Source organism: Sandaracinomonas limnophila, from assembly GCF_004005965.1.
GTDB classification, from domain to species: domain Bacteria; phylum Bacteroidota; class Bacteroidia; order Cytophagales; family Spirosomataceae; genus Sandaracinomonas; species Sandaracinomonas limnophila.
Genome location: NZ_SACY01000003.1, coordinates 90,303 through 103,285, shown reverse-complemented (window position 1 = coordinate 103,285; position 12,983 = coordinate 90,303). Strand labels below are relative to the sequence as shown.

Genomic DNA, 12,983 nt, shown 5'->3' with positions numbered 1-12,983 from the left:
TCTATTTAATTTCATTAATTTTAAGTTATATTTGTAATTACAATGTAATTACACTATGGAGGTTCAAATTATATCAATTGGTAATTCAAAAGGGATTCGATTGCCAAAAACAATTTTAGAAAAATATAATTTAGACGATAAATTGGAATTAGAAATGAAAGATGATTGTATTGTATTAAAACCTTTGAAAACTCCGAGATTGGGGTGGGATGAGGCATTTAAAAAGATGAATGCCCAAAAGGATGATGAATTATTGATTCCAGACGTATTTGAAGATGAAGAATTTGAATAGTTTGGAATATAAACAATATGATATTGTTTTGGTAAACTTGAATCCTACTCAGGGGAGCGAAATTGCAAAAACAAGGCCTTGTGTGATTATTTCTCCTGATGAAATGAATGATAATTTGAGAACGATAATAATTGCTCCATTTACTCATTCGGATAAAAAATACCCCACAAGAGTTCGGGTTCAGCAAGAGACTGTTCAAGGTTGGGTGGCAATAGATCAAATTCAAACTATCGATAAACTACGAATAGTAGAAAACTTGGGAAATTTGAATTTTTCCCAAGTTAAGCAAATTAAACAAGTAATTAGGGAAACCTTTGTGGACTAAAATTCAAACCCCTGCCAACACAGAGGTCGCGTAAACCTGTAAATAGCCTGCGTGCCAACAGAAGTACTTCTCGAGTCGGTCGTTGCGGGAAAAGGTCCGCCGTGCACCATGGCAGCAGAAACTTCCACACCTGTTGGGAATCCGTTCAAAAGAATTCTTCCGACACGTTGTTCGAGGGCTTCTACAATGTCCATATTTGCTTCTAGTTCTTCTTTCTCTGCCTGAATGGTTCCTGTTAATTGTCCGGGTAGATTTTCTACTACCTGAATTAGATCAGCTTTGTTTTCACAAACAATGGCAATGGTGCTTGGACCAAATACTTCTTCCAATAATTCAGGATGCTGAGCAATTGCTGCTGAATCAACAGAGAATAAATTAGGACCAACTTCATTTTTTGTCCATTTCTTTACTTTTGGATGCTTCGTAAATTGTTCTACTCCGATTTGAAAGGCAGAAGCAATGCCTTCATTTAAGAAGGTACCAAGTGGCATCTGATTCAATTTATCTGCTACTTTTTGTAGAAAATCAATATCTTGCTTTAATAGTAAAACCAATCCCGGATTGGTGCAAAACTGACCAACGCCTAAACAGATGGACCCTGAGAGTCCTTCTGCTAAACTTTCTCCCTGGGTTTTAATTCGATCAGAAAGTAAAACCACTGGGTTAATACTACCCATTTCGGCATATACTGGAATCGGTTCCGGTCGACGAACGGCCAAATCGAACAAGGCTTTTCCGCCTTGGTAACTTCCTGTAAATCCAACCGCTTTGATACTTGGATGTTGAACTAAATGGGTTCCCACTGTATGTTTTCTTCCATGTACCATGGAAAAAGTTCCTTCCGGCATGCCAGTTGATTGAGCCGCTTTTAAAATCGCGCGACCAACTAATTCACAGGTATTTGGATGTCCGGGATGGGCTTTAAAAACGACAGGACAACCCGCAGCAAGCGCTGAAATACAATCTCCACCGGCTACTGAAAAAGCCAATGGGAAATTACTTGCCCCAAACACTGCCACAGGTCCTAAAGCAATTTGTTTTTGGACTAAATGGGGTTTTGGTAAAGGCTCGCGATTCGGCTGTGCAGGATCAATTATGGTTTTTGTCCAGGCCGGATCAGAAATGAATGTTGCAAATGCTTCAATTTGTCCAGTAGTTCTTCCTCTTTCTCCTTGAATTCGGGCGGTTGGAAGAGCTGTTTCGGCACAGGCAGTTTCGATTAATTCGTCACCAATATTGACGATTTCCTGGGCTATGGCACGTAAAAAAGTAGCTCTTTCTGCATCTGTTTTCTTCCGATAAATTGGGAAAGCTTCTTTGGCCAATTGCACAGCTGCTTCTAATTCTTCCGAAGTACATTCGTGAAAAGAAGTGGGTAAAAGATTTCCAGTGGAGGCAAATTTGCCGTAAAAAGTATCGTTACCAGATTTGGAAGTTCCAAATCCAATTAAATGTTCACCTGTTGTCATTTTTCTGCTACTATTTGTGTGAGCGTTCCTATTGGTTCAATTTGTATTTCAATTCGATCGTTTGCTTGAAGGGTAAATGGCGGGTCTGGAACAATACAGGTACCCGTCATCAAAAATACACCTTTCGAAAAACTCAATTCTCTGGTTAAATATTCTGCCAATTCAATGTGCGTTCTTTTCATCTGAGAAATTTGTGTGTCTCCTTGAAACACTAATTCCTTCTCTCTGAAAATCTTCATATCGATGACAGTTTCTGAAGCCAATGGTTTTTCTGGAACCAATAAACAAGGTCCAATTCCAGCACTGCCATCATATACTTTTGCCTGCGGTAAATACAAAGGATTTTCGCCTTCAATATCCCTTGAGCTCATGTCGTTGCCAATAGTATAAGCTGTGATTTGTTTATTTTTATTGATGAAAAGGGTCAATTCTGGCTCGGGAACATTCCAAACCGCATCTTTTCTAATTCGAACTTTTCCGCCATTTCCAACGGCTCTGGATAAATTTCCCTTGTAAAATATTTCTGGTCGTTCGGCCGAGTAAACCTTGTCATAAAACGTATCACCACCCGACTCTTTCGACTCTTCCATTCGGGCCACCTTGCTGCGTAAATAGGTGACGCCCGCTGCCCAAATTTCTTGTTGACCAACCGGAGGAAGGATTTCATGATTATTAAAATCGGTGGAAGTCCCTTTCTCAAAAAGGTGTTTACAAGCTTCAAAAAGGTTTTCTTGATTAATCAAATCATCCCAATGTATTGCCTGTGAAAAGTTTGTTACCTCAGATTCAGAAGATTGAATCAAGGTGCCGTGTGGGGTGTGGAATAGTTTGAAATAGGTCATTTAGTTATGAGTTATGGGTTATGGGTTATGAGTTATGAGATGTGAGTCCTAACTTATTAAAATCTTCAAGCTTCTTCATTACCATTTCCTCGTCACTCAGCTTAAATGCTAACTCAAAGGTACAAAGGTTATTGATTTCTTGTTTTACTATTCTGACCGGATATTTTTTAATAATTTTCATTAAATCATTTAATTCGGCATAACCAATTTCAATTTGAATGATTTTCTCCGGTTCTTTTATATAGATATTTTCTTCTTTCAGCGCATCCAGACTAGCTTCCTTGTAGGCATGGATGAGTCCGGGAACGCCCAATAGGGTGCCCCCAAAATATCGAACAACTGCCACTAAGGTATAGTATAAGTTATTTGATAAAATGGTATTTAAAATAGGTTTTCCTGCTGATCCTGAGGGTTCACCGTCGTCGTTGGAGCGAGCTTCTTCGGGGGTGAAACCCAAGCGGTAAGCGTAGCACACGTGTCGTGACTTCGGATGTTCCTCTTTTAGTAATTGGATGTACGTTTTGATTTCCTCCAAATCTTTCACCGGATAGGCATAGGCAATAAATTTACTTCCTTTATCTTTGTAAAGTCCTTCAGAATTGCCAATAAGTGTCAGGTAGGAAGTTGGAGTACTCATGGTAAATTTTAAGCAAAATGCACAATAATTATTATTTCCTGAAATTTTTAGTCGCAGAATTGCGTCAAAAATTGTGCTATGCTCGCTTGAAGCAATCTTTTTCCCAAGAAAAAGATGAGTTGATGTTGGGATTTGAACGACAAAATGGAGAGGATTTTTGGATCAAATGTTATTTGGGTGGACAATTTTCCTCCCTCGTTTTTTTAGACGATTTCAGAAGAGCGGGTCGAAATTCGGTCGATTTATTTTCTGAAGTATTACTTGCCGAAGTGCAGGAGGTTGAGCTTTATGAAAATGAACGTGCCTTTTCCATTCATTTTTTAGGTGGCTATAAAATGCTTTTTAAATTGTTTGGCAATAGGGGAAATGTCTTGTTGTTTAGAGATGATGACTATCAAGGACAATTTCAGAAGAAATTAAAGAAAGATCAAGAAATTGTGATTTCGCAACTTTCTCGACCCATCGATCAATCTTTTGAGGCATTTTTGGCCAATCAAGGAGAAATAAAATCTGTTTTCCCAACTTTTGCAAAAGAGGTCTTGGCCTATTTGCAAGACCTAGATTTTGAATCGAAAGATATTCATGGTCGCTGGGGATTGATTGAAGAAGTACTTGATTTACAGGAAAAAGGAGAATTTAAGATTTATCTCGGACCCAAAGGTGTGGTATTGAGTTTAGTGCCTATGACCCTTGAATTATTGTGGGAGGGTACCACAGCCATAGAGGCCTTGAATCAGCTTTTTTATTTCCATTGGTCGATTGGTGAATTTGAGCGGGAGAAAAATCTGATTATTTCCAATCTAGAAAAACGAATAGCCAAGACAAGTTTGTATCTCCAAGATTTAGAAAAACAGCAAGTCAAACGAGAAAACAGTATTTCTTTGGAGGAAATCGGACATATTTTAATGGCAAATTTACATGCTATTCAGGAAGGAGTTACGAGTGTGACTTTGGATGATTTTTACCGCAATCAACCCATTCAAATCAAGTTGAATGCGAAAATGAGTCCCATTCAAAACGCCGAAAATTATTATCGAAAGGCTAAGAATTTCAACAGAGAAGTAGAGATTTGGCAACAAAATTGGGACCGAAAGCAAAGCGAATTATTGATCTACCAACGTGCCTTGCTAGATGTTCAAGAAGTTTCTACTAAAAAAGGATTAAAACCCTTTGCAACGTATTTGAAAGTAGAAAATACCAGCAAAGAGATAGCTGAAGACTTACCGTATGCCGAATATGAGTGCATGGGTTGGGACATTTGGGTAGGGAAATCCGCCAAGACCAACGACCTACTAACCTTTAAACATGCCAAGAAAACTGATTTTTGGTTGCATGCCCGTGATGTACCCGGTTCACATGTCATCATTCGTAATCCTCAAAACAAACCCATTCCCAAACCCGTCATTGAACGCGCTGCTTCCTTGGCAGCCTATTACTCCAAACGCCAGCACGAAAAGCTCGTTCCGGTGCAAATGGCATCCAGAAAATACATTCGCAAAACCAAGGATTTAGCGGCTGGACAAGTGATTGTGGAAAGGGAGGAAGTGGTGATGGTGGAACCTTTACCTTAAAAAAATTTTATATTATTGCCATAATATACTATTTTAGTAAAATTTATTACCTCAAAAAATTAAACTCTATGCAATCACAAGGTTTACAAACACTTGATTATCTCGTATTTTTATTCTATTTCGTTGTTGTTGCCTCTTATGGATATTGGGTGTACAACCGCAAAAAAGCCAAATTAGAATCTTCAAACGACTTCTTTTTAGCGGAAGGTTCTTTAACTTGGTGGGCTATTGGAGCTTCCTTAATCGCTTCTAATATTTCTGCTGAGCAATTTATTGGTACTTCTGGAGATGGTTTCAAAATGGGATTAGCCATTGCAACCTATGAATGGATGGCAGCTGCCACTTTATTAATTGTTGCTATTTTCTTCATGCCAATTTACTTGAAGAACAAAATCTTCACCATGCCTCAGTTTTTGAGTCAGCGCTACAGTCCAACCGTGTCATTAATCATGGCCGTTTTCTGGTTAATGTTATACATCACTGTTAACTTAACTTCTATTTTATACCTTGGTGCTTTAGCTGTTTCAGCTATTTCGGGAATCTCCATCACCGTCTGTATGATTGGGATGTCGATTTTCGCAGGTATTATCACCTTAGGTGGAATGAAGGTTATTGGATATACCGATGTAATCCAAGTAATTTTCTTGGTTTTGGGCGGATTAGTTACTGCTTATTTGGCCCTTAATATGGTTTCTGAGCATTATGGAGATACTGGTTTCTTAAATGGTTTGAATCATTTAATGACCAAAGCGCCTGAGCATTTCCACATGATTTTACAAAAAGGAAATGAAAATTATCCTTCTCTTCCAGGACTAACCGTACTTATAGGTGGTATGTGGATTATCAATTTGAACTATTGGGGATGCAACCAATACATCACACAACGTGCTTTAGGGGCTGATCTTCCAACGGCAAGAAATGGTATTTTGTTTGCAGCTTTCTTGAAAATGATGATGCCAATTATTGTTGTTTTACCGGGTATTGCGGCATATTTATTGCATAAAGAAGGTATGTTCCAACAAGAAATGTTGACAAACGGCGTTGTGAATAAGGACAATGCCTATCCAATTTTGTTGAACTTATTGCCAAATGGTTTGAAAGGGCTTTCTTTTGCGGCCTTGACAGCAGCTGTTGTTGCTTCCATGGCGGGTAAAGCAAATTCCATCTCTACCATCTTTACTTTGGATATTTACAAGAACTATTTAAATCCAGGTGCTTCAGAAAAGAACTTGGTTAGAGTTGGTAAAATTGCAGTAATTGCATCTTTGGTGTTGGCAATCATTGTGACTCCATTAATGGGCATCGATAAAAAAGGTGGTTTCCAATTCATTCAGGAATACACTGGTTATGTTTCTCCAGGTATTTTTGCTTTATTCTCTTTAGGATTCTTCTGGAAGCGTACTACCTCAAAAGCAGCTCTTTTCGCTTTAATCGGAGGTGTAACTTTCTCTATCTTAAGTAAGTATATTCCAACTTGGACAGGTGTAAACGATTGTTTATTCTATACAGCTTACGCCGATGAAACAGGAACAATGATGATTCCTTTTATGGATCGTATGGGTTGGGTATTTATTTTCTGTGTAACCTCCATGGTGATCATCACATTAGCAGATCCAGAAAGTAAAAACAATCCAAAAGGTCTTGAAATCGACCCATCCATGTTCAAACTTACCCCAAGTTTCTTAGTCGGAACTGTGGTTGTTTGTGTGATGTTGTTGTTCTTGTATACGTATTTTTGGTAAAATGAGTTATGAGTTATGGGTTATGAGTTATGGCTAAAAAATATTTTCCATAACTCATAACCCATAACTCATAATTTATAAAGCACCCTCAATAATCTCCTCCACCACGCTTGGATCTAAAAGCGTAGAAGTATCACCTAAATTAGAAACATCTCCTTCAGCTACTTTGCGTAAAATACGACGCATGATTTTTCCTGAGCGGGTTTTAGGTAAGCCAGAAACAAATTGAATTTTATCGGGTTTGGCAATAGGGCCAATGATTTTTGAAACGGTCATTAAGATATCTTTTTTCAATAAATCAGGATGCTCTGGCGTATGTTCACAGATTACATACGCGTAGATGCCCTGTCCTTTGATATCGTGTGGATAACCTACCACAGCTGATTCTACAATGCCCGTATGGGAATTGATCGCATTTTCTACCTCGGCGGTGCCAATTCGGTGACCAGAAATGTTCATCACATCATCCACTCGTCCTGTAATTCGGTAATAACCATCTTCATCTCTCATACAGCCATCGCCAGTAAAATAAAGTCCTGGATAGGTAGAGAAATAAGTCGATTTACATCGCTCATGATCTCCCCAGGTGGTTCGGATGATAGATGGCCAAGGGTATTTGATACATAAATTGCCATTTACTCCGTTTCCTTCAATTTCTTTACCGTTTTCGTCCACCAATATCGGCTGAACTCCTGGTAAAGGAAGGGTTGCAAAAGCAGGTTTAGTTTCAGTAATGCCCGCCAACGGGGAAATCATGATACCAGCCGTTTCTGTTTGCCACCAAGTATCCACGATTGGACAATTACCTTTGCCAATTTTATCATTGTACCAATGCCAAGCTTCTTCGTTTAATGGTTCACCCACCGAACCAAGTACGCGGAGCGTACTTAAATCTTTATTTTCCAAAAACGAATCCCCAAAGCCCATCAGCGAACGAATGGCTGTTGGTGCAGTATAGAAAATATTTACTTTGTGTCGAGCAATGATATCCCAGAAACGTCCTGCATCTGGATAGGTTGGTATGCCCTCAAACATCAAAGAAGTCGCACCATTTAAGAGCGGACCATAAACCAAGTAGGAGTGACCCGTAATCCAACCAATATCTGCCGTACAGAAATATACATCACCCGGATTGTATTGAAAGACGTTTGCAAATGTATAGGCTGCGTAGACCATGTAACCACCGCAAGTATGCACCACACCTTTGGGTTTACCGGTTGAACCAGAAGTATATAAAATAAATAGCGGGTCTTCGGCATTCATTATTTCAGCTGGACAGGTCGCACTTACCTCTTGTTCTGCCTCTTTCCACCAAATATCTCTTCCCTTGATCATAGAAACAGGAGTGTGGGTTCGAGAAGCCACAATTACTTTTTCTACGCATGGACAAGTCACTAAAGCCTCATCCACTGTTTCTTTCATGGGTATTTTCTTGTTACCACGAACAGCCCCATCAGTTGTAATTACTACTTTACATTCCGAATCATTGATACGGTCGGCAATAGATTGTGCTGAAAATCCGCCGAAAACTACCGAGTGAATGGCTCCAATACGTGCGGTTGCCAATACGGCAATGGCCAATTCAGGAATCATCGGCATGTAGATACACACACGGTCGCCTTTTTGAACGCCATTTGCTTTTAAAACATTGGCAAATCGAGAAACTTTTTCTAATAATTCTTTATAGGTGATGGAAACGGAGTCGTCTCCGGGTTCGTTTGGTTCGTAAATTAAAGCAACCGTATTCGGTTGGTTTGCAGCATGGCGATCCAAAGCATTAGTGGTGATGTTCAATTGACCATCTTCGAACCAATTCACTTTGTAATCGTTGAAATTCCAATCTAAAATTTTTGTAAATGGTTTGTCCCAGACGAAATTTTCGGAGGCAATTTTTGCCCAAAATTGTTCTGGATTTTCCACACTTTTTTTATAGGCTTGTTGATAGGCAGCAATGTTTGTAATTCTCATGGTTGTCGTATAATCTTTATTTTATTTCATTGTTAAATTCTCCAGTTACTGCATAGTAACCAAAAATGGACATCCCCAAGGTGATAAGAGGTGCCAAGATAAAGGTGTAAATGATGGCAGGTACTAAATCGTTTCCACCTGTTTTCCAAAGTGGTAAGGCCTGAGAAATAATGAGGTAATACCCTGCAAATAATCCCAAGCCTATCCAAACAATCCCTAAAATTTTTTTTAATGCATTCATCTCTTTTGTATTTCATGAAACTATTCAGCCATGTGGCGACCAGTTCCCTTGATGTATATTAAACCAATAACCACACAAACTCCTATTAAGGCCAAAGGATAATTTAAGCCTTCTAAATAAGGTTTCGCATATACAACTGCTTGACCCGCTTCTTCTGCTGCCTTATTTGCATCTTTTGCTTGTGTCACCAAGAATGTCGCAATGGCAGGCATTAATCCACCAAAAATTCCGTTACCAATATGGTATGGTAAGGACATAGATGTATAACGAATTTTAGTGGGAAATAATTCCACTAAAAAGGCAGCAATTGGCCCATAAGCCATGGTAACGAATGAAATTAAAAAGAAAACCATCAGGATGAGCGTCCAGCGATCACTTGAATTGATGAGCAAAGTGGTTTTTTCGTCTGCTTTTGGGGCTTCTTTAGATGCATCTGCCAATTTGGTTACTTTAATAACTTTCTTAAACTGTGTGCCATCCGTGTAGGAAGCCGAAATAGTTGTGGTCAACAAGGAATCAGAAGTGCCATCAATAGACGTAATTTTACGATCTATTTTTTCTGAATTTACTACTTTTTCCTTATTACTTAAATTAACCGTTTGGTACATTTTTTCGAAAATCGGGCGATAGAAAATAACTCCAAGCAACATGCCAGCTAGCATGATTCCTTTGCGACCAATTTTGTCTGACAATCCACCGAAAAAGATGAATAGTGGTGTTCCAATAAGTAAACCAATTACCATGATGGTATTGGCTTGGGTATCATCTATGTTGCAAATTTTAATAAGAAAGGTTTGTGCATAAAACTGTCCCGTGTACCAAACTAATCCTTGTCCCATGGTGGCACCAAAAAGTGCTAATAACACATATTTAAGATTTAATTTATGTCCAAAAGATTCTTTTAACGGATTTTTAGCCATCTTTCCTTCGGCTTTTGCTTTTTCAAATAAGGGCGACTCCGACATATTTCTGCGAATAATGAAAGAAACCAAGACCATTAAAGCGGATAATAAAAAAGGAATTCTCCAACCGAAATCGTCAAATGCTTCTTTTGACATCGAAGCTTTGGTAAGCATAATAACTCCCAAAGAAATGACTAATCCAACTGTCGCTGTAGTTTGAATCCAAGAGGTATAAAATCCTCTTTTTTCATCTGGGGAATGTTCTGCTACATAGGTTGCTGCGCCACCATATTCACCGCCAAGGGCTAAGCCTTGTAATAGGCGTAAGGTTAAAACCAAAATAGGGGCAAATGCGCCAATAGTTGTATAAGAAGGCACTAAACCGATAGCAAATGTTGCACCTCCCATCAACATTAAAGTGACCATGAAGGTGTATTTTCGACCAATTAAATCGCCCAATCGTCCGAAAACCAATGCACCGAAAGGTCTAACTACAAATCCCGCTGCAAAGGTGGCAAGGGTGTTTAAAAAGGCTGCTGTGGGATTATCCGTTGGAAAAAATTTAGTGGATAAGACCGTTGCTAAACTTCCAAAAATATAGAAGTCGTACCATTCAATAAGTGTTCCTACTGAGGAAGCGCTAATGATGTAAGCAAGACTTTGCTTTTTATGTGTCATGTAATCTTTTATTAAATAGGTTCAAGGTATGCTGAATACCTTATGTATTTCAAAAATAGCATTTTTTTTAGAAAATCCGTACCTTTGTGTATCAGCTTTGGGGAAAATTCGTTTCCCATTATTCTGTTTCAAAATTCATTCATGAAATTTCAAGAATTACACCTCATTGAACCGATCCTAAAAGCATTAGGAGAGGAGGGATATGAACATTTAACTCCTATTCAAGAACAATCCATTCCGGAAGTCTTGAAAGGAAATGATTTGTTGGGTTGCGCCCAAACCGGTACCGGTAAAACAGCAGCGTTTTTATTACCCATCATTCAATTGATGGATGCCACTAAGAATTTCAATAAAAAAAGAAGTATTAGAGGATTAATTGTTACCCCAACCAGGGAATTAGCTATACAAATTGGAGAGAGTTTTGAGGCCTATGCTCGACATCTACCTCTCAAATCAACAGTTATTTTTGGTGGTGTTGGTCAAACTCCGCAGGTAAATGCATTAAAATCAGGAGTAGATTTATTGGTTGCCACACCTGGTCGATTATTGGACCTTATGAATCAGCGATTATTAAGCATTGCTGATGTAGAATATTTTGTCTTAGATGAGGCAGATCGCATGTTAGACATGGGATTTATTCACGATGTGAAAAGGTTGTTGGCCGTTTTGCCAAAGAAGAGACAGTCTTTGTTCTTTTCTGCAACTATGCCCCCCGATATTGTTGCCTTAGCAAATACTATATTGCACAATCCAAGTCGTGTAACTGTTACTCCCGTTTCATCTACTGTTGAAATCATTAACCAGTCGGTTTGTTTTGTGGATAAAAACAATAAATACAATTTGTTGTTGAGCTTTTTGGAAGATACCAATATTAAAACGGTTTTGGTTTTTACACGAACCAAGCATGGTGCTGATAAAGTAGTTAAAGTGCTGTTAAAAGCTGGAATTACTGCGGAGGCGATCCATGGAAATAAATCACAAAATGCTCGACAAACGGCATTGAATAATTTTAAATCTCAAAAAACTCGAGTTTTAGTTGCAACTGATATTGCTGCACGAGGTATTGATGTAGATGAATTGGAATATGTTATCAATTTTGAATTGCCCAATATACCTGAAACGTACGTACATCGAATAGGAAGAACGGGTAGGGCAGGAGCCAAAGGAACGGCCATTTCATTCTGTGATATTGAAGAAAAGGCGGATTTGAAGGAAATTGAGAAATTGATTGGTAAGAAAATTCCGGTTTTTGAAGAGCATAAATATCCGATGAAGATTTTTCATGTTGAGAAAAAGGAAGCAAAAGGAAATAATTATAAGTCAAGATCTCCGAAAAATAATGATTCTGCCAAACGCAATGAAGCCAATTTTTCAAATAAAAATTCGGTAGATAAGCCAAAATCTGGAAAGACATGGTTCAAAAAGAAAAACGCTTATTAATAGTTGTTGCGGGTCCCACGGCTGTAGGTAAAACAGCCTATTGTGTGGAATTGGCAAAGAAATATGGCACAGAAATTATTTCTGCCGATTCACGACAATTTTACAAAGAACTTTCTATCGGTACTGCTAAACCAAGCAAAGAAGAACAAGGTGGTGTGGTGCATCATTTCATTGATTCACATTCTATACATGAGTATTTTTCTCCAGGTGACTTTGAGCGCGAAGCGCTCAAAGTCTTGGATAAGCTTTTTCAAACACATGAAGTGGTCATTGCCACAGGTGGTTCGGGTTTATATCTTAAGGCCTTAACCGATGGACTAGATGAAATGCCAGAAGTCGATTTAGCATTGCGTCAAACCTTGAATGAACGATTAGATTTAGAAGGGATTGAGGTTTTAGCAAATGAATTACGTCAATTAGATCCCGATTATGCTGAAAAGGTGGATATTCAAAATCCACAACGCATTGTTCGTGCTTTAGAAGTTTGTTTAACTACTGGCAAGCCCTATTCAAGTTTAAGAAAAGCTAAACAAGCAGAAAGACCTTTTCAAATACAAAAGATTTGTTTAGATCGTCCAAGAGAAATCTTGTACCAACGTATTGACCAGCGAATGAATGAAATGCTGAAAAATGGCCTTGTTGCAGAAGCTAAAAAATTTGAGCAATTTCAGGATCTATATGCCCTCAAAACATTAGGCTACAAGGAGGTTTATGGCCACCTTCGTGGAGAATATGATGAGGCTGAAATGATTCGCTTATTGAAGCGAAATAGTCGCCACTATGCCAAAAAGCAATTGACTTGGTTTAGGCATCAGGGGGAGTATGAGTTTAGAGAGTTATGAGTGAGCAGAGTGAGCCAGTTAGCCAGTGAGCAAA

Annotated in this window: 12 protein-coding genes; 6 read left to right on the top strand and 6 right to left on the bottom strand. The window is 38.6% G+C overall.

Features of this window, described 5'->3' with window-relative positions; all coding sequences use genetic code 11:
* Window positions 1-55 precede the first annotated feature (55 nt).
* A complete protein-coding gene (locus EOJ36_RS06620; protein WP_127803625.1) occupies window positions 56-292 on the top strand; it encodes an AbrB/MazE/SpoVT family DNA-binding domain-containing protein in 237 nt (78 codons plus the stop codon).
* A 1-nt stretch (window position 293) separates the two neighbouring features.
* Complete coding sequence (locus EOJ36_RS06615) at window positions 294-617, top strand: type II toxin-antitoxin system PemK/MazF family toxin (RefSeq protein ID WP_127804407.1); 324 nt, start codon at window positions 294-296, stop codon at window positions 615-617.
* Here the strand turns inward: EOJ36_RS06615 and EOJ36_RS06610 are convergent.
* Genes EOJ36_RS06610 through EOJ36_RS06600 form a run of 3 tightly spaced genes read right to left on the bottom strand, consistent with a single transcriptional unit; the run spans window position 614 to window position 3,565 of the window.
* Window positions 614-2,086, bottom strand: coding sequence for an aldehyde dehydrogenase (NADP(+)) (locus EOJ36_RS06610; protein ID WP_127803623.1), 1,473 nt, complete (start codon window positions 2,084-2,086; stop codon window positions 614-616). The genes EOJ36_RS06615 and EOJ36_RS06610 overlap by 4 nt on opposite strands.
* Window positions 2,083-2,928: a fumarylacetoacetate hydrolase family protein gene (locus EOJ36_RS06605; RefSeq protein WP_127803622.1), complete on the bottom strand. Its 846-nt coding sequence runs from the start codon at window positions 2,926-2,928 to the stop codon at window positions 2,083-2,085. The genes EOJ36_RS06610 and EOJ36_RS06605 overlap by 4 nt, the downstream gene beginning before the upstream one ends.
* 25 nt (window positions 2,929-2,953) lie before the next feature.
* Window positions 2,954-3,565: an IMPACT family protein gene (locus EOJ36_RS06600; protein ID WP_127803620.1), complete on the bottom strand. Its 612-nt coding sequence runs from the start codon at window positions 3,563-3,565 to the stop codon at window positions 2,954-2,956.
* A 17-nt stretch (window positions 3,566-3,582) separates the two neighbouring features.
* On the opposite strand from EOJ36_RS06600, the gene EOJ36_RS06595 reads away from it, so the two are divergent.
* Together EOJ36_RS06595 and EOJ36_RS06590 are read left to right on the top strand one after the other, a co-directional pair.
* Window positions 3,583-5,136 carry an NFACT RNA binding domain-containing protein gene (locus EOJ36_RS06595; protein WP_127803618.1) on the top strand — a complete coding sequence of 518 codons (1,554 nt, stop codon included), beginning with the start codon at window positions 3,583-3,585 and terminating at the stop codon, window positions 5,134-5,136.
* Window positions 5,137-5,204: 68 nt separating this feature from the next.
* Entirely contained in the window at window positions 5,205-6,878 is a 1,674-nt protein-coding gene (locus EOJ36_RS06590) for a sodium/sugar symporter (protein ID WP_127803616.1), read from the top strand.
* A 75-nt stretch (window positions 6,879-6,953) separates the two neighbouring features.
* Here the strand turns inward: EOJ36_RS06590 and acs are convergent, their stop codons facing one another.
* Genes acs through EOJ36_RS06575 form a run of 3 tightly spaced genes read right to left on the bottom strand, consistent with a single transcriptional unit; the run spans window position 6,954 to window position 10,667 of the window.
* Window positions 6,954-8,846, bottom strand: coding sequence for an acetate--CoA ligase (gene acs, locus EOJ36_RS06585; RefSeq protein ID WP_127803614.1), 1,893 nt, complete (start codon window positions 8,844-8,846; stop codon window positions 6,954-6,956).
* A gap of 16 nt (window positions 8,847-8,862) precedes the next feature.
* Entirely contained in the window at window positions 8,863-9,087 is a 225-nt protein-coding gene (locus EOJ36_RS06580) for a DUF6814 family protein (protein WP_127803612.1), read from the bottom strand.
* Window positions 9,088-9,107: 20 nt separating this feature from the next.
* Window positions 9,108-10,667 carry an MFS transporter gene (locus EOJ36_RS06575; protein WP_127803610.1) on the bottom strand — a complete coding sequence of 520 codons (1,560 nt, stop codon included), beginning with the start codon at window positions 10,665-10,667 and terminating at the stop codon, window positions 9,108-9,110.
* Window positions 10,668-10,808: 141 nt separating this feature from the next.
* On the opposite strand from EOJ36_RS06575, the gene EOJ36_RS06570 reads away from it, so the two are divergent.
* Both EOJ36_RS06570 and miaA read left to right on the top strand, forming a co-directional pair.
* A complete protein-coding gene (locus EOJ36_RS06570; RefSeq protein ID WP_127803608.1) occupies window positions 10,809-12,107 on the top strand; it encodes a DEAD/DEAH box helicase in 1,299 nt (432 codons plus the stop codon).
* Window positions 12,080-12,949: a tRNA (adenosine(37)-N6)-dimethylallyltransferase MiaA gene (miaA, locus tag EOJ36_RS06565; RefSeq protein WP_127803606.1), complete on the top strand. Its 870-nt coding sequence runs from the start codon at window positions 12,080-12,082 to the stop codon at window positions 12,947-12,949. Before EOJ36_RS06570 ends, miaA begins: the two co-directional genes overlap by 28 nt.
* Window positions 12,950-12,983: the final 34 nt, after the last annotated feature.